This is a genomic window from Clostridium sardiniense (assembly GCF_019753795.1).
Taxonomy (GTDB): Bacteria; Bacillota; Clostridia; order Clostridiales; family Clostridiaceae; genus Clostridium; species Clostridium sardiniense.
Map to the genome: position 1 here is coordinate 23,913 of NZ_JAIKTU010000016.1, position 23,950 is coordinate 47,862.

Annotated in this window: 24 protein-coding genes and 7 tRNA genes; 8 read left to right on the forward strand and 23 right to left on the reverse strand. The window is 29.7% G+C overall.

The window, feature by feature from the left end; all coding sequences use genetic code 11:
• Window positions 1-16 precede the first annotated feature (16 nt).
• Entirely contained in the window at window positions 17-181 is a 165-nt protein-coding gene (locus K5V21_RS16525; protein WP_204596664.1) for a DUF1540 domain-containing protein, read from the reverse strand.
• A 154-nt stretch (window positions 182-335) separates the two neighbouring features.
• On the opposite strand from K5V21_RS16525, the gene K5V21_RS16530 reads away from it, so the two are divergent.
• The 5 genes from K5V21_RS16530 to K5V21_RS16550 all read left to right on the forward strand — a co-directional run bounded on the left by K5V21_RS16530 (window position 336) and on the right by K5V21_RS16550 (window position 4,174).
• Entirely contained in the window at window positions 336-878 is a 543-nt protein-coding gene (locus tag K5V21_RS16530; RefSeq protein ID WP_204596663.1) for a hypothetical protein, read from the forward strand.
• Window positions 879-1,080: 202 nt separating this feature from the next.
• A complete protein-coding gene (locus K5V21_RS16535; RefSeq protein WP_204596662.1) occupies window positions 1,081-1,542 on the forward strand; it encodes a dUTP diphosphatase in 462 nt (153 codons plus the stop codon).
• An 83-nt stretch (window positions 1,543-1,625) separates the two neighbouring features.
• The gene (locus K5V21_RS16540) at window positions 1,626-2,057 is read left to right on the forward strand and encodes a DMT family transporter (RefSeq protein WP_204596661.1); all 432 of its coding nucleotides are present in this window, start codon (window positions 1,626-1,628) and stop codon (window positions 2,055-2,057) included.
• Window positions 2,058-2,081: 24 nt separating this feature from the next.
• Window positions 2,082-2,906, forward strand: a complete 825-nt coding sequence (locus tag K5V21_RS16545) for an MBL fold metallo-hydrolase (RefSeq protein WP_221862219.1) — start codon at window positions 2,082-2,084, stop codon at window positions 2,904-2,906.
• A 68-nt stretch (window positions 2,907-2,974) separates the two neighbouring features.
• Window positions 2,975-4,174 (forward strand): S8 family serine peptidase, encoded by a 1,200-nt coding sequence (locus K5V21_RS16550; protein WP_221862220.1) that lies wholly within the window; start codon window positions 2,975-2,977, stop codon window positions 4,172-4,174.
• On the opposite strand, the gene K5V21_RS16555 is transcribed toward K5V21_RS16550, so the two are convergent.
• A complete protein-coding gene (locus K5V21_RS16555; protein WP_221862221.1) occupies window positions 4,175-5,371 on the reverse strand; it encodes a M23 family metallopeptidase in 1,197 nt (398 codons plus the stop codon). It abuts the gene before it with no gap.
• A gap of 188 nt (window positions 5,372-5,559) precedes the next feature.
• On the opposite strand from K5V21_RS16555, the gene K5V21_RS16560 reads away from it, so the two are divergent.
• Window positions 5,560-6,567, forward strand: coding sequence for a DnaD domain protein (locus tag K5V21_RS16560; RefSeq protein WP_221862222.1), 1,008 nt, complete (start codon window positions 5,560-5,562; stop codon window positions 6,565-6,567).
• The gene (locus K5V21_RS16565) at window positions 6,560-7,537 is read left to right on the forward strand and encodes an ATP-binding protein (protein ID WP_221862223.1); all 978 of its coding nucleotides are present in this window, start codon (window positions 6,560-6,562) and stop codon (window positions 7,535-7,537) included. The genes K5V21_RS16560 and K5V21_RS16565 overlap by 8 nt, the downstream gene beginning before the upstream one ends.
• A 61-nt stretch (window positions 7,538-7,598) precedes the next feature.
• Here the strand turns inward: K5V21_RS16565 and feoB are convergent, their stop codons facing one another.
• The 10 genes from feoB to K5V21_RS16615 all read right to left on the reverse strand — a co-directional run bounded on the left by feoB (window position 7,599) and on the right by K5V21_RS16615 (window position 11,530).
• Entirely contained in the window at window positions 7,599-9,722 is a 2,124-nt protein-coding gene (gene feoB / locus K5V21_RS16570; protein ID WP_221862224.1) for a ferrous iron transport protein B, read from the reverse strand.
• Window positions 9,723-9,732: 10 nt separating this feature from the next.
• Entirely contained in the window at window positions 9,733-9,957 is a 225-nt protein-coding gene (locus K5V21_RS16575) for a FeoA family protein (protein WP_221862225.1), read from the reverse strand.
• Window positions 9,958-10,148: 191 nt separating this feature from the next.
• Window positions 10,149-10,225 (reverse strand) — tRNA-Asp (locus K5V21_RS16580).
• 14 nt (window positions 10,226-10,239) lie between these two features.
• Window positions 10,240-10,315 (reverse strand) — tRNA-Val (locus tag K5V21_RS16585).
• 19 nt (window positions 10,316-10,334) lie between these two features.
• A tRNA-Glu gene (locus K5V21_RS16590) sits at window positions 10,335-10,409 on the reverse strand.
• 21 nt (window positions 10,410-10,430) lie between these two features.
• Window positions 10,431-10,506, reverse strand: a tRNA-Thr gene (locus K5V21_RS16595).
• Between the two features lie 24 nt (window positions 10,507-10,530).
• Window positions 10,531-10,607: transfer RNA gene (locus K5V21_RS16600), tRNA-Asp, on the reverse strand.
• A gap of 15 nt (window positions 10,608-10,622) precedes the next feature.
• Window positions 10,623-10,698 (reverse strand) — tRNA-Val (locus K5V21_RS16605).
• A gap of 19 nt (window positions 10,699-10,717) precedes the next feature.
• Window positions 10,718-10,792, reverse strand: a tRNA-Glu gene (locus tag K5V21_RS16610).
• Window positions 10,793-10,945: 153 nt separating this feature from the next.
• The gene (locus K5V21_RS16615) at window positions 10,946-11,530 is read right to left on the reverse strand and encodes a hypothetical protein (protein WP_221862226.1); all 585 of its coding nucleotides are present in this window, start codon (window positions 11,528-11,530) and stop codon (window positions 10,946-10,948) included.
• Window positions 11,531-11,626: 96 nt separating this feature from the next.
• Between K5V21_RS16615 and K5V21_RS16620 the strand changes: the two genes are divergently transcribed.
• A complete protein-coding gene (locus K5V21_RS16620) occupies window positions 11,627-12,874 on the forward strand; it encodes a BaiN/RdsA family NAD(P)/FAD-dependent oxidoreductase (RefSeq protein WP_221862227.1) in 1,248 nt (415 codons plus the stop codon).
• A 61-nt stretch (window positions 12,875-12,935) separates the two neighbouring features.
• Here K5V21_RS16620 and K5V21_RS16625 read toward each other — a convergent pair whose 3' ends face one another.
• The 11 genes from K5V21_RS16625 to rpsR form a co-directional block, all read right to left on the reverse strand.
• Entirely contained in the window at window positions 12,936-13,691 is a 756-nt protein-coding gene (locus K5V21_RS16625) for an acyl-[acyl-carrier-protein] thioesterase (RefSeq protein WP_204596505.1), read from the reverse strand.
• 100 nt (window positions 13,692-13,791) lie between these two features.
• Window positions 13,792-14,352 carry a hypothetical protein gene (locus K5V21_RS16630; RefSeq protein WP_221862228.1) on the reverse strand — a complete coding sequence of 187 codons (561 nt, stop codon included), beginning with the start codon at window positions 14,350-14,352 and terminating at the stop codon, window positions 13,792-13,794.
• A 160-nt stretch (window positions 14,353-14,512) separates the two neighbouring features.
• Complete coding sequence (locus K5V21_RS16635) at window positions 14,513-14,707, reverse strand: DUF1858 domain-containing protein (RefSeq protein WP_204596503.1); 195 nt, start codon at window positions 14,705-14,707, stop codon at window positions 14,513-14,515.
• Between the two features lie 95 nt (window positions 14,708-14,802).
• A complete protein-coding gene (locus K5V21_RS16640; protein ID WP_221862229.1) occupies window positions 14,803-16,089 on the reverse strand; it encodes an adenylosuccinate synthase in 1,287 nt (428 codons plus the stop codon).
• A gap of 475 nt (window positions 16,090-16,564) precedes the next feature.
• Window positions 16,565-17,365 carry a pyrroline-5-carboxylate reductase gene (gene proC / locus K5V21_RS16645; RefSeq protein WP_221862230.1) on the reverse strand — a complete coding sequence of 267 codons (801 nt, stop codon included), beginning with the start codon at window positions 17,363-17,365 and terminating at the stop codon, window positions 16,565-16,567.
• 97 nt (window positions 17,366-17,462) lie between these two features.
• Complete coding sequence (locus tag K5V21_RS16650; protein WP_204596500.1) at window positions 17,463-18,797, reverse strand: replicative DNA helicase; 1,335 nt, start codon at window positions 18,795-18,797, stop codon at window positions 17,463-17,465.
• A 121-nt stretch (window positions 18,798-18,918) separates the two neighbouring features.
• Entirely contained in the window at window positions 18,919-20,811 is a 1,893-nt protein-coding gene (gene lonC, locus K5V21_RS16655) for a Lon family ATP-dependent protease (RefSeq protein ID WP_221862231.1), read from the reverse strand.
• A gap of 12 nt (window positions 20,812-20,823) precedes the next feature.
• Window positions 20,824-21,270 (reverse strand): 50S ribosomal protein L9, encoded by a 447-nt coding sequence (gene rplI / locus K5V21_RS16660; RefSeq protein WP_204596498.1) that lies wholly within the window; start codon window positions 21,268-21,270, stop codon window positions 20,824-20,826.
• A gap of 1 nt (window position 21,271) precedes the next feature.
• On the reverse strand, window positions 21,272-23,212 hold the full coding sequence (locus K5V21_RS16665) for a DHH family phosphoesterase (protein ID WP_204596497.1): 1,941 nt from the start codon (window positions 23,210-23,212) through the stop codon (window positions 21,272-21,274).
• Between the two features lie 21 nt (window positions 23,213-23,233).
• On the reverse strand, window positions 23,234-23,554 hold the full coding sequence (locus tag K5V21_RS16670; protein ID WP_204596496.1) for a MazG-like family protein: 321 nt from the start codon (window positions 23,552-23,554) through the stop codon (window positions 23,234-23,236).
• A 138-nt stretch (window positions 23,555-23,692) separates the two neighbouring features.
• Window positions 23,693-23,944 (reverse strand): 30S ribosomal protein S18, encoded by a 252-nt coding sequence (gene rpsR / locus K5V21_RS16675; RefSeq protein WP_204596495.1) that lies wholly within the window; start codon window positions 23,942-23,944, stop codon window positions 23,693-23,695.
• Between the last annotated feature and the right edge of the window lie 6 nt (window positions 23,945-23,950).

Consider the following 23,950-nt stretch of genomic DNA (forward strand, 5'->3'; position numbering starts at 1 on the left):
ATCATTGACCTAATTTCTAGTCCAATTCAAATGAATTACAATCTGTACATTTCTTTGATTCGGCTTTAATTTCATGTTTACCTACTTCAATTACATTTAAAGTACAGTAATCATCATCTTTACAATGATATTTGCACTCATCAACTATACATTTAATACTAGAATTATGATTTTTATCCATGTCTAATCCCTCCTGAAAGTTTAATTTACAATATTATTATCTGTAGATTTGCCTTATTTATTCCCTTCAGTTTTTTTCTATAAAGTATTATGTTATAATTTATAGAAAGGTTTGGATATTAAAATCCATAAGAATATATTATGTGAGGTAAGATATGAGATATTATATTGTTGCATTATTTGATGACTCTTCATATGAAGTTATTAATCCAGTTCAAAAGACAGTGTCTAGAAAACTAAGAGCAAACAGGAATTCACCGGCACCTTATATTGCACTAGAAGTAATCGATAATCCTAATGTAGAAAAACTAAATACAGTTATTGAAAAGATATTACGTCCTTATAAAAAATTTAAGGTTGAACTTTCTAGTGATCTTTCTATTAGTGAAGATTTAAAAACAGTAAACTTAGGTATAAGTTATAGAGGATACATAAAGAAAATAGAAAGAGCCCTTACAGATAATCTAAAACTTCATGGATTTAATGTTAGAGAGAATAATTCAGATAATCCTTCTGTATCTTTAGCTAATCTAAATTATGTTTCTAAAGATCCTAAAAAGAAACCTTTAGATTCACAAATTATTCCTCAAAATAAAATAGAAAATAAAACACTTAAAATAGATAAGTTCCAATTATGGAAAGTTCCTAACAATAAAAGAGAATTCAAAGTTAAAGATTTTGAGTTAAAAACTTTCTAATTCGCTATATTTATCGTTTTTTTATTAATAACTTCATTTATATTAAATGAAGTTATTTTTTTGTCTGTTTAGTCCAATTTTTAAAAATTTTTAGAATTTTTAAAATAAATTTTATTTGTATTCGTTTACTCCCCTTTTCATAAATACAAAGTTTTTGTAAAATGGATTAGTATAATTGCCTTAAGAACAGGGGGATTTGTTAATGTTTATTTCAAATTTATTTAAAGTACAAAAAGAACTTGATAAAAAACTAAATATCAATCCAGAGTTAGATGAGTATAAGATAAAAGCTCGTCAGAATTTAGAACTACACATAAAAGTAAGTGACCTTGCAAATGAGACTAATTGTTTTGCATATACAATTGATAGAAAAGAAGCTACTGATACTAATGTAGTACTATCAAAATATGTAAAGTGCTTAAAGCAGGTGCTTTCAGTTGGTATTACTAATGGATACGATGAAGTAGATGAGATTACTATACAGCCTAATGAATATTGCTTAAGCGACCAATTTCTTAATTTATACATAGATATAAATGATTTAATTATTTCACGTTCTGAAGATCATTTTGAGACATTATTTGAGGATTTACTAAGCCTTGGTGATACCTTAGGCTTCTCAGAACAGCAAATAATACAAGAATTTAATAAGTTATCTAATTAATTTTTCTGCTATAAGATTTTTCTTATAGCTTTTTTTATTATATTTAATATCTAATTGGTAACACTAACATTGAGGTGATTCAATTGTTAGGATTTATATATGCAATAATATCTGGAATTTCAATGAGTCTTCAAGGAGTATTTAATACGAGACTTGGAGAAAAGATAGGAACTTGGGAAACAAACACTTTAGTTCAATTAACAGGACTAATAATTACATTAATCGTTACTGTATTTGTAGGTAAAGGTGATTTTAAAGCTTTAAGCGGTGCTAATAAAATATACTTATTAGGAGGAGCATTAGGAGTCGTTATTATCTTTACGGTAATGATGAGTATTGGATCTTTAGGTACTACCTGTGCTATAGGTATTATTTTAGTATCTCAACTTGTTACGGCAGCCATAATTGATTATTTTGGCCTTTTTGGAAGTGAAAAAATAAATTTTACCTTAAAAGAATTTATAGGTGTTGCAATTATGATAATAGGTATTATAGTATTTAAGTGGAAAGGTTAACTTAACACTTAAGGAGGTGTACTTATGAATTTTTTTAAGAACGTACACTTTTTATCACAATTAACTTATAACAATTTAAAAGAATACTTTAAAACTAGAGAGATATCAAATAATGATCCAATAGAGGAAAATTCTATACATTGGTACGGTCATGCGACAACAATAATAAATTTATCTGGAAAAATCATCGTAACTGACCCTGTTATATCAAATAGATTAGGATATTTTAAGCGAGTTATTGATAAGCCATTTGATTTAGCTGAACTTAAAATTGATTACATTGTTCTTTCTCATGGCCATATGGACCATATGCATTTCCCTTCATTAAAAAGATTAAGAAGGCTTAATAAAGATGCTACAGTTATAGTTCCAAAAGGATACAAGAGAATTTTATCAACAATGGGATATAAAAATGTAAATCTCTTAAGAACTGGTGATACTTTTGAAGATGATTTCTTAAAAATCACTTCAGTTCAGGCCAATCATGATGGCCGTAGATTCTATGTAGGTATAGATGATGAAAGTAATTCTTACCTTATAGAAAGAAATAATACTAAGGTATTCTTTGCAGGAGATACTGCATACACTGAGAATTTTAAGGGTATTGAATGTGATATAGCATTAATGCCAGTAGGTTGTTATAAACCTGCTAGATTCCAACATATGCATTGCTCCCCTGAAGAAGGTTATAAAATGTATAAAATGATGAAAAGTAAAACAATGATCCCAATACACTATAAAACATTTAAAATTTCTTTAGAGGACTTTAATGAAACACATGAGACTCTTGTTAATTTTAAAGATGATACAGTGAAAATAATTAATGTAGGTCAAACTTATAAGATATAAAATAATATTAACAATTAAAGGACTTAAACTATAATATGGTATTGTAATAACTATTATAGGAGTCCTTTATGTTTAATCTCAGAAGTAAGCTTGACTACAATTTAAATATTGCCATAAAAGAAAATGCTTATAAAAAATATAGAGTTCTTATAAAGTGTAAAACTTTATTTTCTTCTATTGTAAAGAAAGTTTCTCACTTTAAAGAAGCTTTAATTTATCCATTAGAGTATTGCAATATAGTTGTAGCCAATTTAAATAAATATGAAATCAAATTAATTTTGGAGTATCCAGAGGTCGAAAAAATTTTCTTTGATGACTATTTATTTTTGTGTGGCATGAGTGTAAGTGCAGCTAACAATTGCTATTCTCTAAATAAAGATAAATTAAATTATTCAGGTACTAACATAAAAATAGGCTTAGTAGATAGCGGAGTTTATCCTCATACTGATTTATTAAGTCCTAATAATAGAATAGAAGCGTTTTTTGATATTATTAATGGTGCTCAAAATCCTTATGATGATAATGGACATGGTACTGCAATGGCTGGATTAATTTGTGGCAGTGGTATCTCTTCAGATAATTTATATAAGGGAATAGCGCCATCTAGTAAAATAGTATGTTATAAGGCCTTCGACAAGTTAGGTAAGGGATATGCTTCTGATATTCTCTATAGCATAGAAAGTATTATAAGATCTTCTATGGCTAATAATATAAGAATTTTATGCCTTCCATTTGAATTATTAAATCATAATTATTATATTATAGATGCATTTAACTCTATGTTTAATGTCGCTATAAAGAATAAAATGATCCCTATAGTACCAAGTGGAAGTACTAATTCAAGTTTTAATAATATTATGGGAATTGCAACCTTAAAGAATTGTATAACTGTTGGTGGAGTTGAAACTAAAAATTCTAACGCCCCATACCTATACTCTTCAAAGGGACCATATTGTAAGTTAGTTAAGCCTGATTTTGTTTCAGTATGTACTAATATAACTTCCCTTAATAGTAATACTTCTTATATATCTGAAAAAAACGGCACCAAGCTATATCCGCCTAAGCTTGATGCCAATTATAAAACTTTTAGTGGTACTTCATTATCAGTAGCTTTTGTAAGTGCTGTATCTGCACTTATATTAGAGCATAATAGTTCTTATACCTTTGATGATGTTCTATCAATAATAAAGCTTGCTTGTGATCGCAAAGATCTACCAAAAGCAAATGTTGGAGAAGGTATTTTAAATTTCAATAATATATTAAAATAATTAATTTATATATCCTTCAGGATTTACGGGATTTCCATTTACTCTTAATTCAAAATGCAAATGGGGTCCTGTACTCCTTCCAGTATTGCCTACTCTCCCTACAAGATCTCCCTTTTTAACTTTATCTCCTTCTTTGACCTCAAACTCACTCATATGAGCATACCTAGTTTCTAATCCATCCTCATGTTCTAATATAACAACTTTCCCATATCCATCTCTTTCATAAAACACGCTCTTAACTACACCGTCAAAGGCAGCCATGATAGGATCTCCAATATTCCCTGCTATATCCATCCCTTTATGAAGCTTCCCCCATCTCTCCCCAAAGGTAGAGGTTACTACCCCTCCTCTAGTTGGGCTACTTAAAAATGCAAAATTATTGTCTATGGGACTCTTTGTTCCTTTGTATACAACTTTACTTTTGCTACTTTCAATTATATTTTCTGATAAGACTTTAGTATCTATCTTCTTTCCGTTTCTATATGTAACATTAACAACTTGCTCTTTCTTTCCCTTTTTACCCTCTTCTTTAATTTTACTCTCACCAAGCAATAAATTATCAGTTCTCTCTATCTTTACTATTGGCTCTATATCTACTACTTGCTTATCATTAACCACTAGGTCTACATCTATTGCATTTTTATTTTCTTTAACTATTTTGTCAGCCAAATAATCACTATTATTTAAATTAGATATTTTGACTTTCTCCTCTTTTAAATTTATATTACCTTTTACATTTATTGAAGCTATCTTATCTCTATCTATGTTATTTGCTTTAGCATAATATGACCCAACCTTAGATAAGGTTTCATTCATATCATCTTTATCTAATACATACCCTATTTTTTTGTTATCTATATTGAATGACTTTAGTGTTACTTCATCACTCATTGTCTTTAAAACATTCTCTTCAATCTCGTTATATGTACTTAATTTAACATCATCACTTATTCTTTTAAATGATATCTTCTCTTCATGAATCTTTTCTTCATCTTTTAATGTCCTATTTAAATTATCTATTATGCTACTATAATCTGATTTAGCTTCCTCTTTACTGCTACTATATCCAATAACAGCATCTCCTATATACATTTCAAATGCCTTAGTCTTAGAATCTAAATAAAGGTTAGTTAATAAAAAGGCTACAAACATTGCTGTAACTGAAAAAATTATTTTTTTCCTACTACCCGAGTCCATAAATCTCTCCTCTTTTTCTTAAAATTTGTAACACATCCCTTAACTTACCCAATAATTATTTTTTTATACATATATTATTTTTACCTTAAGTTGTTATAACACTACCACTTTGTTATAATTAATTTACATATAACCAATAATATAATTTAGACTTATTAAATTTAATTTGAAAGGTAGAGATACGCTAAATGAGCACTTTTATGCTTAAAAATACAGCCTTAACTTTTACTCCTGTGAGCAATGTATTTATAGAAAAATATATGCCCAAAGCTCGTGGTGAGTTCGTTAAGGTTTATTTATTAATGTTAAAATATAATATTGCTAGCGAACCTGGAGTTAACTCCTCTGTACTAGCCGCAACATTAAACTTACTAGAATCAGATATAATGAATGCCTTAAACTACTGGAATGATGAAGGTGTTATTAAATTAGTCCCTATAGATAAAATGAGTAACTTTAGTATAGAGTTCTTATCACTTGAAGATGAAGACCCTAATGTAAATAAAGATAATATAAATATTCTAGAAGCTTTAAACAACAGTGAAACTACCGATATGCTTAAGGATATTGAAAAAATTCTTGCAAGACCTTTATCTAGTAAAGAAATGGAGATATATCTAGGATGGCAACGTGAATTTAATTTTCCATCTGAGCTTATTCTTATCTTAATAGAATATTGCTCTTCAAAGGGGAAAAATAATTTTAGATATATAGAAAAAGTTGCAGAATCTTGGAATGATATGAATATCAAAACTGTTGAAGAAGCCCAAATTCATATTAAACAAAATGAAGATAAGTGGACTAAGATAAGAAGGATTCTATCCTATCTTGGAATGAAATCTTCAGAAGTTATGAAACCCCAAGAAGAAATGCTTGAAAAATGGATTTTTACTTATAAGTTCAATATGCAACTAATTGAGAAAGCCTGCGATATATGCTTTGAAAGACTTAATAGAGCTGACTTTAAATACATAGATGGTATATTAGGTAAGTGGCATCAAAACAATATCAAAACAATTGAGGATATTGCCCTTAAAGATAAAAATAAATCTAATAGTAAGCAATTTAAAACCAACTATAACAATAATACTAATTCTAATAAACCAAAGGCTATAAGATTCAATGATTTTACGCAGAGAGAATATGATTATGACTCTCTAGAAAAGAAATTGTTAGGATGGGATAAAGATGATTAAAGGATATCAATCAGAGTTAATGGAAGTGTATCAAAAAATTAGGAATGAAGAAGATAAGAGACTTAAGCAAAGAAGAGCAGAAATAAAGTCTTTATATCCTGAAATATTAGATTTAGATAATGATATTCACAAACTTTCATTAAAACTTACAATGACAATTTTAAAAAAAGATACAAGTGAAGCTGACATAAGAAAGATTAAAGATGATATAACAGATTTAAGAGCAAAAAAATGTGAGCAACTAGTATCACATGGATATGACCCTGAGTATCTTAATATGCATTATAGATGCAAAAAGTGTCAGGATACTGGATATATAGGAATAGAAAAATGTAATTGTTACAAAGATAAGTTAGTTAAGCTTTATTATAAGGATTCTGAACTTCAAGATCTTTTAAGAGATAATAATTTTAGTAACTTTAATATAGAATTATTCTCATCTTCAAAAGAAAATGGAGAAAAGTATTCTCCTAGAACTAATATGAAGAATAATCTTGATTTCGTTATGAAAGACTTTATTCCAAACTTTAAACATGGATCAGATAATTTATTATTCTATGGAACACCTGGAAGCGGTAAAACATTTCTTTCATACTGTATAGCTAAAGAATTATTAGATAGAGGTTTCCTTGTAGTATATAAAACTTCTAATGAACTAATAAGATGTCTAATGGATATAAAGTTTAATAATAACTACTATCTTGAAAAACTATTACTTGATTGTGATCTTCTTATAATTGATGATCTAGGCTCGGAGCAATTAAATGATTTTGTTGCTACTGAACTTTTTAATCTTATAAATAGAAAACTTCTTAAAAAGAAAAGAATGATAATATCAACAAACCTAACTTTATCAGGAATTGCTAAACATTATAGTGAGAGAATTTCTTCAAGACTTCTTGGTAATTTTAGATTATATAAATTTTATTCTGACGATATAAGAATAAAATTAAATCTAGCAAAAAGATAATATTTTATAATATATAAAGGAGTATTAGTAATAATACTCCTTTATTATTCTGATTTATATATTAAGCAAATAGTCTCCATACTTGTGTTGTAATGAAGCAAACAATTATACCAGCAATTGTTGGTATTAAAAAACCTAGGGCAGTCCATTTAATACTCTTGGTTTCTTTCTTAATAGTCCATAGTGTTGTTCCACATGGATAATGCATTAAGCATAGTATCATAGTATTAATGGCAGTTAACATTGTCCATCCATTAGCAACCAATAATTCTTTAAGCTCCACTAAACTATCTAATTCTAACATTGTTGTAGCTCTTAAGTAACTCATTATTATTATAGGCATTACTATTTCATTTGCTGGTAGGCCTAATATAAATGCCATTAATATATAACCATCTACCCCTATCGCATTAGCAAAAGGACTTAGAAAATCAGCACATATAGATAGCAACGTAGCATCTCCAATCATTATATTAGAGAATATCCATATTATTATTCCAGCTGGAGCTGCAACAGCTATAGCCCTACCTAATACATAAAGAGTTCTATCTAATATTGACCTTACAATAACTTTACCTATTTGAGGCTTTCTGTATGGAGGTAGTTCTAATATAAAATTTGAAGGTAATCCTTTTAATATAGTCTTTGATAATATCCTAGATACAATTAACGTCATTAAGACACCTAAAATGATAACTACGGTCACTGTAATAGCTGATATAAAGCTTCCCTTAATACCTACTGCTATTCCTCCCACAAATATCGATGCTATAGAAATAAGCATAGGAAATCTACCATTACAAGGCATAAATGCATTAGTTAATATAGCTATAATCCGTTCCCTCGGAGAATTAATTATTCTACATCCTATTATTCCTGCTGCATTACATCCAAGCCCCATACACATTGTAAGGGCTTGTTTACCACAAGCACAACATCTCTTAAAACATTTATCTAGATTAAATGCTATTCTTGGCAAATAACCTAAGTCCTCAAGTAGAGTAAACATAGGAAAGAAAATCGCCATAGGAGGTAACATTACTGAAATTACCCAAGCTAAAGTAACATAAACACCATCAATTAATACCCCTCCTACCCAAGATGCTAAGTTTAGTCCTGCAAAGAATTCTCTAAGATAATTCTCTCCATATCCAAACATATTAGCTAGAAGCTCTGACGGATAATTTGCTAAAGTTATAGTTATCCATAATACAGTTAATAAAGTCACTATCATAATAGGTATTCCTGTTGATTTAGATACTAGTATCTTATCTATCTTCCTTTGTGTCTTATTATATTCTCCTTCAGCCTTAACGACTTTATTTCCTACTCTTTCAGCTTCATTTATTATAGATTTTATTATTATATCTTCTATTGATTTATCTTTATGACTCTTATTAAGATTATCTCTTATTTTGTATATCATCTGTATATACTTTTCTTCAATATTATATTTATAGTATAAGGTCTTTAAAATGCTATCATTTCCCTCTAATATTCTAATCGATATCCATCTACTTTTTCTTTTATCCACTTTAACAGCTTGATTTATTATAACTTCTATTTCTTCTATTGCTTTTTCTATATCAAAACTATAATTTATTGCATTTTTTTTCTTGTTTGTTAGTTTAACTTCCTTAAATATAGCCTCTTTTAATTCTTCTATCCCAATTCCATTTCTAGCAGATGCTGAGACAATAGTTGAATTTAATTCCTTTGACAGTGATTCTAAATTTATTTCTATGTTTCTTTTCTCCGCTTCATCAATTAAGTTTACACATAATATTGCTTTATCTGTTATTTCAGATATTTGTATAAATAAGTTTAGATTTCTTTCTAATGATGTTGCATCAGCTATAACAACTACTATATCTGGCTCGCTAAAACAAATATAATCTCTTGCTATTTCTTCCTCTTCAGAATTCGATAATAATGAATATGTTCCTGGTAAGTCTACTACTTTTATTATTGAACCTTTAAATTCATAATATCCCTCTGCATTAACTACTGTTTTACCTGGCCAATTTCCGGTATGTTGATTTAATCCAGTAAGTGCATTAAATACAGTACTCTTGCCTACATTTGGATTACCAGCTAATGCAACAACATAATCTTCTTTAATGTTTCCCTTTCTTTTATCTGGTGATAATAATCTAAGTCCCGTAGAGTTTTTAGTTAATCCCATATCCTTTCTCCTAACATTTTATTACTTCTATCTTTTCACCATCCTCTTCCCTTATCGCAATTACAGTACCCCTTATCAAATATGCTTTTGGGTCTCCAAAAGGTCCCCCATACAAAACCTTTATATCTGTTCCCTCTATTATCCCTAAGTCAAAAAATCTTCTTCTTAAATCTCCCTCTGCTTTTACATCAATAACCTTAACAGTTGATAATATCTCTGCTTCCTTTAAATTCATCTTTTATTCCTCCTCATAATAGCACTTTCCTAGATTTGCTTATATTAACTTTATCCAGCTAAACTTCAAAATTCACTTTTCTAATCGCACCTTTGCTCATAATAAATTATGATAAAAAATGACCTATTGTGATTAATATAACTTATAATTTATTGCATAAAAAAAAGAAGTAAGTATAAACTTACTTCTTTTGGCGACTCAGAAGGGGCTCGAACCCTCGACTTCCAGCGTGACAGGCTGGCACTCTAACCAACTGAGCTACTGAGCCATATTGAATTTATGTGGTGGGCACAACAGGGTTCGAACCTGTGACCCCCTGCTTGTAAGGCAGGTGCTCTCCCAGCTGAGCTATGCGCCCACATAAAAAATATTAAAAATGGTGACTCCTAGGGGAATCGAACCCCTGTTACCACCGTGAAAGGGTGGTGTCTTAACCGCTTGACCAAGGAGCCATATTAAGTTAAAAAATTTATTGGAGCTAGCGATCGGACTTGAACCGATAACCTGCTGATTACAAGTCAGCTGCTCTGCCAATTGAGCCACGCCAGCTTATTCAGCTTTTTAAAATTTAAATGGCGACTCAGAAGGGGCTCGAACCCTCGACTTCCAGCGTGACAGGCTGGCACTCTAACCAACTGAGCTACTGAGCCGTATTAAAATTTATGTGGTGGGCACAACAGGGTTCGAACCTGTGACCCCCTGCTTGTAAGGCAGGTGCTCTCCCAGCTGAGCTATGCGCCCACATAAAAAATATTAAAAATGGTGACTCCTAGGGGAATCGAACCCCTGTTACCACCGTGAAAGGGTGGTGTCTTAACCGCTTGACCAAGGAGCCATGTTAAGAAACTTATCTATGCCTCGCGCTTTCGTTTATTGGCGCTAATCACATAGACTATATTACATAAAATCAATTTAAGTGTCAACACTTTTTTAAAATAATTTTTTATTTTTTTTCTTTTTTATTCCTAATATATTAATTTTCTTGATTTTATTCTGTAATAAAACGTCCTTTACCCTTTGATTTATCAAGGTTCTTAATAGCTTCATCATATTTTGATAAAAGCTTTTCTTTTTTTTCAATATCTTTTTTTATTTTATAAATTTCTTTAGTACATATATTGATGAATTCTTCTCTATATAATACTTCTGTCTCTAAATTATAATTTTTCCTATTAAATTTTCTTCCTGAGGCTAATATTTTTAATGGATATGTTTTGTTTACTACTAATAAAAGATTTTTTTCCCAAATATTATTCTTATTTACAGAATAATTATCTATTAATAAATTTATATCTTCTATTTCTTCATTGCAATTAATCCTTATCTCCTCTAGAAGTGCTTTATATAAAAATACTGATATTCCTCTCTTAAGTTTTATTTTTAATAACTCCTTATTTTGCATTAAGAACTTATCTAAATTGTTTTCTGGAATTATTTCTACATCTATATTATAAAATTCTTTTAGGTTCTCAACGTTTGGATATATAACCAAAACCTTATCATAATTAATTCTTCTTACTTTAAATTCTTTATTATAATCTTCTAATTCTTTATTTTTTATAATAACTCTCATTTTGTCCACCTCAATATTTAATATTCCTTCCTTTAACGAAAATTATTACTGTGGTAGAATCTATTTAAAATATATATTAAGGAGAAAATTTTAAATATGATATATCATGATTTAATAATAGTTGGCGGCGGTGCTTCAGGACTTATGGCAGCAATTTTAGCTAAAGATCTTGGATTAGATGTTGCTATAGTAGAAGGAACAGATAGAGTTGGTAAGAAAATTCTCACTACTGGTAATGGTCGATGTAATATTTCAAATTGTTCTATATCTTATCCTTTTAAAAATTATCATAGTTCAAATAAAGATTTTTTTATAAATGCATTAAATAGTTTTTCAATAGAAGATACAAGAAATTTCTTTTTATCTATAGGATTACCTATAGTGGAACTTGAAAATAATAAACTTTATCCACAGTCACTCCAAGCCTCATCAGTTGTGGATATTTTTAGATTTGCTATAGAGGATAGAAATATCCCTTTATACACAGATTGCAAAGTAAAAACTATCCACAAGAAAAATAAATTTAAATTATCCACAAGTAATGATGAGTTTAAAGAGTTTAGTTGTGAAAAACTTTTACTTTGCTGTGGAGGAAAATCAGCTGTTAAAACTGGATCAGATGGATCTGGCCATAAACTTGCAGAAAACCTAGGCCATTCAATAACTAAATTAATGCCTGGAATAGTTCAGCTTAAGCTTGATTATCCAAAGCTTAAAGGCTTATCTGGAATTAAGTTTGATGGAAAAGTATCTCTTATTTCTAATAATAAAATTATTAGAGAAGATAGTGGGGAAATTTTATTCACAGATTACGGAATATCAGGTCCTCCAATTCTTCAACTTTCATCCACAGCTTCTAGATGTCTAAGTAATCATGATGATGTGTGGATAAAAATTGATATGATGGAGAACAAATCTTTAGAAGATGTTAGTAACTTTATTTATGGCCATCTATCAATGTTTTCACATAGAAGTATTTCAAATTCATTAATTGGAGTTCTTAATAAGAAGCTTGTTCCTATTCTTCTTAAAGATATAGGAATTGATAATATTCATGTTCCTTGTTATGATTTGGATTGGAAATATCAAAATGAGCTTATAAATAGACTTAAGGATTGGAAATTTAAATGTATTGGTACTAAAGAATTCCAAAATGCTCAAGTTACTGTTGGTGGGGTTAATACTAAAGAAGTAGATATGAATACCCTTGAGTCTAAAATAGTTAAGGGACTTTATTTTGCTGGCGAAATTTTAGATGTTGATGGTGACTGTGGAGGATTTAATCTTCAATGGGCTTGGAGTTCTGCATACTTTGTAGCAAATTCAATAGCAAAAAATAAATAATAGTTTTTGAATTAAAAATAAATCGGCTACCACTTTAGTGGTAGCCGATTTTTTTAAAATTTTAATTATTTTCTACCTTTCTCCAGTGAGCTTCTAATAATGTTAGTTCATCACCTTCTAGGTTTGTAATTCTATGTAATGTAACTAATCCATTCTCTTCTTCTCTAACTTCTGCTGATACATGAATTCTATTTCCATAAGTAGTCTCTCTCTCAAATACTATTTTTATTCTACTTATTTCATAACCTTTAATAACTTCTATAGGTACAGATTCTATGGCCCATTCAATATACTTAACATTATTTACATGCGTGTTAGAGTCTATATCACTATATCTTATTTGGAACTCCTTATAATGATCTTCTCTCTCCATCTTTTCTATTTTTTCCATATCTATAGCTACTTCCATATCGCCCTCTTCACCATAGATTTCATATTGCTCTTTAAGTATTCTTGCTGGTCTTCTTTTCTGTATATTTATGAAGAAAAATAATGCAGTAGCTTCAGCAAGTAACTCTCCATCTTCACTCTTTATTAGATATTTCCTAAATGCATAAAACTTTTTAAATCCTACTGGCATTGTAGTAACATAAATCTTGTCTCTATATTTTGGATATCTATGAATTTTTATATCATACTTATAAAATACCCATGCACATCCATGAGATAATTGAAACTCTATAGTATCTCCTACTGCTTCTGCATGAAGATTTCCAACGTCACAGAAAAGATCAACTATTGTTGATAACTTACACTTTAATTTGTAATTTACATCTCTATACATTACTTCATACTGTTTTGTATAATCCTTAATCATTTGCTCACCTCAAAATTTACTATAATATAATCCTATCTTAATTTATATAAATTTACTATCCTCTTGCCATATGGCTAGACCAATTTTTACAAAATATTAATCATATGAATAAAGTTAGTAGTAATATTAATAGTATGGCTTTTTTACTATATAAGATATTTTTATTTTTAAATATATAATATGTCACAACTTGAAATACCAATATTGCTAATATAAATACAATCCTACTTATACTAGGCACAGAATATATTATTCCACTTCCTACAAGCTCAAACATACCTCTTATTAAAGATACCACTATAGCTATCCTAATGCAGCCTAAGTACCCACAATGGCTTCTTGCATCATCTTCTACAAATATAAATATAAATGTTGATACAATAGCTAATGATAGTGATTCAAATATTATTGCCCAAATAATAGCTTCGACCTCATTTCCATAGAAGTTTCCATGGATAGCAACTATTGAATTTGCTGATATTAAAATTCCTAATGCTATTATTCCAAGTAAAACTGTTTGAATCAAACTCATATTATCTATAAATTTAAAATCATTTTTTCTTAAATCTATATAATTACTTATTCTTTTATTTTTTCTACACTGATTTAAAGAATCACTATTTATACATTTCTTTTTACTTCTATATTCCTTATATAACATATTATTTTCCTCACGTTAATTAAATTTGTACTATGAATATATTCTCGTACATCAATGATTATTCTTAAAACTATACATAATTTAATTAATGTTACTAAATAAATATAAAAAAGGCAGATAGATTAATTTCTTAATCATCTGCCTAAATACTTATGTTCTATTAAATTTCATTTTTATTGTTTAGAGCTGCTACTAAAGCCTCTAAATTTAATCCATGAACTGCTGCTGCTTCTTCTAAAGTTTCTGCTTGAGCTGATGGACATCCAACACAGCCCATTCCAAAAGCCATTAATATTTCTGCTCTTGTTGGATCTTCATGAATTATTTGTCCAATTGTCATATCTTTAGTTACCATTTACTTCACCTCTTTAATAATTTTATCTACATAATTATCATCTATAAAAAGATTATATTTTATACAATTATTAAAGTCAAGTCAACTAGTCGGAATTAAATTTCTTTAACTCTCATAGTTTGATCTCTCTTTGGACCAACTGAAACTATTGATACTCTTGTATCTGTAAATTCTTCTATTCTTTCAATGTATTTCTTCGCATTTTCAGGAAGTTCTTCATAGCTTCTAGCATCTGCTACACTTTCATCCCATCCATCAAATTCTTCATATACAGGTTCACACATAGCAAGATCTTCTAAGCTTGCTGGGAAGTAATCTATAACTTCTCCGTTGAACTTATAACCAACACATACTTTAATCTTATCAAGACCTGCTAAAGTATCTATTTTTGTAACTGCAAGTGATGATAATCCACTTACTCTTACAGTTGTCTTAAGTATTACTAAATCAAGCCATCCACATCTTCTTGATCTACCAGTTGTAACACCATATTCATGTCCCTTTTCTCTAATCCAATCACCAGTTTCATCATTTAACTCTGTTGGGAATGGTCCTTTACCTACTCTTGTAGTATAAGCTTTAGCTATACCTACAGCATTAGTAATCATTCTTGGTCCTATTCCAGTACCCGCTGTCACTCCACCTGCAGTTGTATTAGATGATGTTACATATGGATATGTACCATAGTCTATATCAAGAAGCATTCCTTGCGCACCTTCAAATAATACATTTTTATCTGCTTTTATAGCATCATAAACTTTTACTGAAGTATCTTTAACAAATGGTCTTAACTTCTTTGCAAATTCAAGATATTCTTTAAGTATTTCATCAAAGTTTAGTGCTTCTCCATCTAAAACTTTTGTTATATATGCATTCTTTGCTTCTATATTTTCTCTTAATTTTTCTGTAAATACATCTTCGTGCATAAGATCACAAACTCTTATACCACATCTTTCATATTTATCTGTATAGCAAGGTCCGATACCTTTTCCTGTTGTTCCTATATCATTTTTTCCTCTTGCTTTTTCTTTTAATTTATCTAATACCTTATGGTATGGCATTATTAATTGTGCTCTATCACTTATTATTAACTTTTCTGGTGTTACTTTAACTCCAACACCTTCTAAATATTCTATTTCGTCAAATAATGCTTTTGGATCCACAACTACTCCGTTTCCAATAACATTTGTCTTATCATCATATAGTATTCCTGAAGGTATTAAGTGAAGCTTATATTCTTTATCTCCAACTACTACAGTGTGACCTGCATTGTTTCCTCCTTGGAATCTAACAACAACATCTGCGTCTTCTGCAAGATAGTCTGTCATCTTTCCTTTTCCTTCGTCTCCCCATTGAGCTCCTATTACTATAAATGCTGACATATTGTTTGCCTCCTTTAGATTATTAATCTAATTTTCTCTTAAATTTATGGAGTTATTTATACAATTTTATTATTTACATTAATTTTTAAAATAACATAAAATAATATAAATTTATTTGGATTTTTATAATCTCCATTAATTATAGTAACAAACTGGAAGGTATTAATCAACATATTATCGAATGTTTTTGTATAAAATTAATAAATAATTCGTATAATATTTTAATATAACTTTTAAAATGGTAAAAAAAAAGCCTTAGAGCTGTGGCCTCTAAGGCTTTTTTTCCTTAATTTTTAATAATTAAGAGGAGTTTTTAGTTAATGTTTGTGTGTGTTTTTTTATGTGTGTGTGTCCAGTTTGGTAACCAATTCAACTATCTTACGCATTTCCTAATTGATATTGATTATCACTACCTTTAGTATATATAATAATAATTTATTTGTCAACATTAATATAAAAAAATTTTTATATTAAATTACATGCTTTTTGATTTTTCTGCGCACTTATCCATAGATTTAATTATTGCGTTTCTAAGCCCCTTATCTTCAAGCTCACATACAGCCTCTATAGTTGTACCACCTGGTGAACATACCATATCTTTTAATACTCCTGGATGTTCCTCTGTTTCTAATACCATCTTAGCAGATCCAAGTACACTTTGTGCTGCCATTTTATATGCTTTATTTCTTGGTATTCCAAGTTTAACAGCTCCATCTGCCATAGCTTCTATAAACATAAACACATAAGCTGGTGATGATCCACATAAAGCTATAAATGCATGGAAGTCTTTCTCGTCTAGTATCTCATAACTTCCAAATGCCTCAAACATACTACATACATAGTTTAATTCATCTTTATTAACATTCTTATTTGGACATATAGCAGACATTCCTTCACCTACTAAAGCTGGAGTGTTTGGCATTGTCTTAACTATTTTAAAGTCTTCTCCAATCATTTCATGTAAATCACATAAATCTATTCCAGCTGCGATACTTATTATGATTTGATCTTTTCTTAATGCTTCTTTTACCTCTTCTAGAACATCTTTATACATATAAGGCTTAACAGCTATTATTAAAACATCAGAATCTTTTACAACATCTATATTTCTTAATACTCCTAATACCCCATATTTGCTTTCTAATCTTTCTTTAGACTTTTCACTTCTAGTTGAAATTATAATATCTTCTTTATTTGAAAAACCCTTATTGATTAATCCTCCAAGCATAGCGCTCCCCATATTTCCGCATCCTATAAAACCTATCTTTTTACTCATTTAAAGACCTCCTTATATTAACCTTTATAAACTTATTAATTATACAAAGAAACTCACCATCTTATTTCGGCGAGTTTCTAAAATTTACTTTATAATATTATTCTTGATGTATTGAATCGAGATTACCAAATTTACTGAATTGACCAAGCCATGCAAGCTTAACAGTTCCAACTGGACCGTTTCTTTGCTTAGCTATAATACATTCACCGACATTCTTTTCTTCTGTTTCCTTGTTATAGTACTCATCTCTATATAAGAACATAACAAGGTCGGCATCTTGCTCAATTGATCCTGATTCTCTAAGGTCAGAAAGCATTGGTCTATGGTCAGCTCTTTGTTCTGGTGCACGTGATAACTGTGATAAAGCTATTACGGGGCATTCCATTTCCTTAGCTAATGCTTTTATAGATCTTGATATCTCTGATACTTCTTGTTGTCTACTCTCTGATGATGACCCTGACATAAGTTGAAGGTAGTCAATTAGTATTAAATCTATACCATACTCCATTTTAAGTCTTCTGCATTTAGATCTCATCTCCATTACGGAAACCCCTGCAGTGTCATCTATATATATTCTAGCTTTAGATAAAGGCCCTGTTGCCCTTGCGATGTTTTCCCAGTCCTTATCATCTAACGCACCTGTTCTAAGCTTTAACATATCAACATTCGCTTCTGAACATAATAACTTATATGCTAATTGCTCCTTTGACATTTCCAGTGAAAATACTACTACACTTTTACCTTCTCTAAGGGCAACATGTTCTGCAATATTTAATGCAAATGTTGTTTTACCCATAGATGGTCTTGCTGCAATTAGTACCATATCACCTTTTTGGAAACCTGATGTTTTCGCATCTAAGTCCATAAATCCAGATCCTACACCTGTTATTTCACCCTTGTTATTGAATAGTCTTTCTATTTCAATAAATCCTCTTTCAAGCACTTGATTTAATGGCTCAAAATCACTTGTAGTTCTTTTTTCTGCTATATCAAATATTCTCTTCTCAGCTGCATCTAGTACATTTTCAACTTCACCTTGCTTATTATAACTTTCTTCAATAATTGAAGTAGAGGCCTTTATAAGCTTTCTAAGAGTTGATTTTTCTTGAACTATCTGTATATATGATGCTAGGTTCGCTGTTGTTGGTACAGAGGATGTTATTTCTGTTACATATGTAACACCACCAGCTCTTTCAAGAGTATCAGTAGCTTTCAAATGTTCTAATACAGTAACTAAGTCAACTGCCATATCTCTTTTAAACATATCAATAATGCTTTTAAATAATACTTTATGACTATCTCTATAAAAATCTTCTTCGTCCAATCCTTCTGCCGCTTGAGCTATTGCACTTCTATCTATGATCATAGATCCTATTACTGACTGTTCTGCTTCTATACTCTGTGGTAGCGTTCTATTAACGGTTGTTTCCATTCATGTACCTCCTTCCAAACATTATCTCCTCATATTATATCAAATTATTATCATTAAAAAAACAAGTTATTATTTCTAAAAAAACAAAGAAGATGTTAAACATCTTCTTTACTTTACTAATTTAGAAAACTAAATTCATAACTTCTTCAATTGTGCTAACTGGTTTAACCTCTATATCTGTTAATCCTTGTGGCACTTCGTTTTTGTTATCTTCTGGTACAATAGCAAGTTTAATTCCTTTTCTTCTTGCACCATAGATCTTTTCAAATATTCCACCAACAGGCTTAACTGTTCCTCTTAAAGATATTTCCCCGGTAATAGCAACATCTTGTCTTAAAGGTTTTTCTAATAATGCACTTATTATACATACTGTTATAGCAGCTCCTGCAGATGGTCCATCTATCTTTCCGCCACCAATAACATTTACATGTATATCATAATCTTTTATATCTTTATCTGTAATTTTTCTTATTACAGATGCTGCATTATAGACTGAATCCTTTGCCATACTTCCAGCTGTTTCATTAAATCTAACTGTTCCTGCACCTTTTTTCTTTGCATGGAAAACAGCAGCTTCAATTTCTATTGTTGATCCAATAAATCCACTTACTCCTAATCCATGTATATGTCCTATTTCATAATTTGAATTATCATTAACTCTTTCAAAAGGAGTATATCTTCCTATAGAAATTACCTCTTCGACATCCTTTAATGTTATCTTAAGTTTCTTTGGTATAGCTTTTCTCTTGTATAAAGCATAACCATATGCATCTGTAAGTATATTTACAGCTTTTCTTCCTTCTATAGTAAATCTGCTTATATACTCTGGAACATCTTTTTCAAGTGAAACCCCAAGCTTTCTTGCAGCATTTTTTACTATATCTTCAATATCTTTAACAGATAACGGCTCGAAATAAACTTCAGTACATCTTGATCTAAGTGCAGGATTAATTTCTCCTGGATCTCTTGTTGTTGCTCCAATTAAAACAAAATCTGCTGGAGCTCCATTATCAAATAAATACTTTATATACTTTGGAGTTTTATCATCATCTGGATCGTAATATGATGATGAGAATTCAACTCTCTTATCTTCTAATACCTTAAGCAACTTATTTTGAAGTATATTATCAAGTTCTCCTATTTCATCTATAAATAATACTCCACCATGAGCCTCAGTAACTAATCCTGGCTTTGGTTCTGGTACACCTATATCCGCTAAATCTCTCTTACTACCTTGATATATAGGGTCATGGACTGATCCTAATAAAGGATTTGTAATCTCTCTTGGATCCCATCTTAAAGTTGTACCATCTACTTCAACAAACTTTGATTTATCATCAAATGGAGTAAAGTTTAATTCTTTAGCTGCATTTAATGCAATTCTAGCTGCAGTAGTTTTACCAACCCCTGGAGGTCCATAAAGGATTATATGTTGAGGATATGGCGATGATAACTTTGATATTAATGATTTTATAGCTCTTTCTTGACCTACTATTTCATCTAAAGTCTCAGGTCTTAAAAAGCTCATTATATTCTTACTAGTTACTCTTGAATCTAATTCTTTAAGTTCCTCATATTTTTTCTTTGTTTTTTGGTTTTCGCTGCCTTTTTCTTTCTTCATAATGGATAGCCTCATCTCATCGATGTATTTTTCTTGCTTTTCCATTATTGCCTTTTCTACTTTTGACTCTATTTGGTTTTGTACATACTTCTTAGCTATTTCTTCTGAAATCCAAACTACAGTATCTTCAAGAACTTCATCAATTTTATCTTCTGGTGGAACAACTTCTATTCCTGCTCCATCTGAAGCTATCATATTTAATGCATATGCTCTTTCAGTAAGTTTTGTTGAACTTACATGATTTTTTAATTTAAATCTTATAGTTCTAGCTCTTATAGCCCCTTCATCTAATACATTCTTTAATATGTCAAATAGAACATTTATTTGAGATTCTTGAGGTAAATCTCCTTTAATTACATCCTGCAGGAAACCAATTTCCTCACGTAATTTCAATACTATTCCTCCTTAAGCTTGTGGAACAATTATAACTTTCATCTTTGTTGATACTTCAGGATATAATTTAACTTCTATTTCATATCCTCCAGCTACTTTTATTGTGTCCATAACTATCTTCTTCTTATCAATATCTATCTTATATAATTCTTTTATTTTCTTTGCAACTTCTTTGCTAGTAATAGCTCCAAATAACTTTCCATTATCTCCAGCTTTACCTTCAATTTTTATTTCTTTTCCCTTTAAATCAGCTGCTAATTTTTGAGCTGCCTCAAGTTCTGCAAGCTTTTGCTTTCTTTCATTTTCTTTTTGGTTATTTAAAATGTGTAAATTGCTTTCTGTAGCTTCCTTAGCTATGTTCTTTGGGAACAAGAAATTTCTTGCATATCCATCTGATGCATTGATAACATCACCTTTTTTTCCTAGTTTCTTATCGTCTTTTAATAAAATTACTTTCATTTTATTCACCCACCCTTAAGTATTTTTTCATTACATCTTTTAAATCTATCAAGACTTCATCTATTGATTTATTTGATACCTTAGCTCCTGCCATATTCATATGTCCACCACCACCTAAAGCTTCTAGTACAATTTGGACATTAATCTCTCCAATTGATCTAGCACTTATATAAGTGTCACCGTTGATGTTTGCCAGAACAAAGCTCGCTAAAATACCTGATATATTTAACAATTCATCAGCTGATTTTGCAATTATAACAGTATCCGTAACATTAGGCGGACATATAGCAATTGCAATTTTATCATGAATCTTTGCTGATTTTATTATATCAGCAATTTGTATAAAATCTGTTAAGTTATCAGTAAACATCTTTTTAACTTCTGTAGTTTCTGCACCTGTGTTCTTTAAAAATGATGCAGCATCAAAGGTTCTTACACCTGTTTTAAATGAAAAGCCTTTAGTATCCATATAAATACCAGCAAGTAGCCCTTCAGCCTCAAGCTTTGTAATATGTGGCTTTTCGTTCATGTATTGGATTACTTCTGTTATCATTTCGCAAGTAGATGATGCGTAAACTTCTATATAATTAAGCAAAGTGTCTTCTATTATATCAGCACTTCTTCTGTGATGATCTATTATGACCTTTCTTTTTGTTTTTTCAACAAGCTTTAAATTATTAACATAATTCTTGTTGTGTACATCTACAATTATTAATAATGACTCATCATCTATCTCCTTCATGGCTTCTTCTGATGTTTCAAATAGATTAGCATATTTTGAATCACTTTTCAATTCTCTTAGGTAATATTCTATAGCTCCAATATCTTTATCTAGAATTATGCTACATGATTTGCCAAGCTGTTTTATTGTACTTGAAAGTCCAACAGCTGCCCCAAAGCAGTCCATATCTGGATTTTTATGACCCATTATGAATACTTTATTGCTTTCATATATAAGTTCTTTTAAAGCGTGAGATACAACTCTAGCTCTAACTCTAGTTCTTTTCTCTATTTCTTTACTATTTCCACCAAATATCTTAACTCCATCGCTACTTTTTACAACAACTTGATCTCCACCTCTTCCTAGAGCAAGTTCTTTACCAACTGTAGCATAATTATAATTTTCAAGTGGTGAAATTCCACCTCTTCCAACACCTATGCTGAGGGTTATCTCTAACTTATTCCCTTTATTTATTTTAGATATTCTATCTAAGATTTTGAAATTATTATTTATTTCTTCATCTATGTATTTATCTTGTACAGATACAACATACATATTCGGTTGGTATTTTTTTATCATTGCCTCTAACCCATATGCATATGAATTTATCTCTCTATCTATTTCTGCAATTACTAAAGGTTTATTAGACTCATCAGTTGCGTCTAAAGCTTCATTAAAATTATCAACCTCTATAAGCATTATACTTTCTTTTGTTGTATCTAATCCTATAAACTCACTTATATCATTAAAGTATAATAAAAATAATTGCTCATCTCTTCTAAGTATTTTAGTACTATAAACATCATAAAGTCTTCCATTTAACTTTAATCTTTGATGTAAATCTTTATCTGCTTTTATTACTTTATCTAGATTAAGATCTCTTGCAATACTAAGTATACTTTCTCCAATAAAATTCTTTTTAGGTTCTAATTCATTAAAAATATTATTATGCCATTTTATAATTCCAGTTTCGCTTATAAGTGCTATAGGTAGCAATGTGCTAGCTACATTATCCTCTATTGCTTTATTTATATCTTTCGTAAACTGATTTATATTTTCTTCCTTTTTCCAATAATTATTTAATTGATAGAAATTATCTATAAAATATATTATTGCAATTAATAACGCTATCTGGTTATAACCTAATAAAAAGAATATTAAAGAAGCTAAAATTAATCCAACTGGTTTTATGAGTTTTATAATTAACGACTTTACATTCATAAAACGCCTCCTATTTAATTATTAGTCTCTTCTCTTTGAAATATACTCCTTAAGCTTACTTAAACTCTTTCCTTCTTTTTCAACTTCATCTTCAGCTCTTATACCAATATCAAGCTTATTTTTCATTTCATCATCAATTTTAGATGCTGAATAACCAAGCTTTTCCCCAAGTACATATAAAATAATTATTGCCCCAGATATACATTCAACTATAGCTTCTTCTGCAACATTACTACCTCTTGTCAATAATGTATAAAAATCACCTATTACTCTAAGTAGTTGAGCTTTTAAATTTTCAATAATCTTTACGTTACCCATAATATTTAAATCATTCTTTTTCATAAACCTCACCTCTTAAATACCCTTGTATGTATATTTTAGTTTTTTTCTATTACTAATGCAAGAAAATGAAAGTTTTTCCCAAAAAAATAAGAGAGTAAAATAGAAATTTAATTCTATTTTACTCTCTTTAATTTATTACTATTCAGTTGTGAATGGTAATAAAGCTACATTTCTAGCTCTCTTAATTGACTCAGTTACTTGTCTTTGATGCTTAGCACATGTTCCTGAAATTCTTCTTGGAAGTATCTTTCCTCTTTCAGTAACATATTTTCTGATCTTAGACACGTCTTTGTAGTCTATTGATTCAGCTTTTTCAACACAAAAAGCACAAACTTTTCTCTTAGATCTTCTCATTCTTCCGCCAGATCTTCTGTTGTTGTTTTCTCTCATGATTTT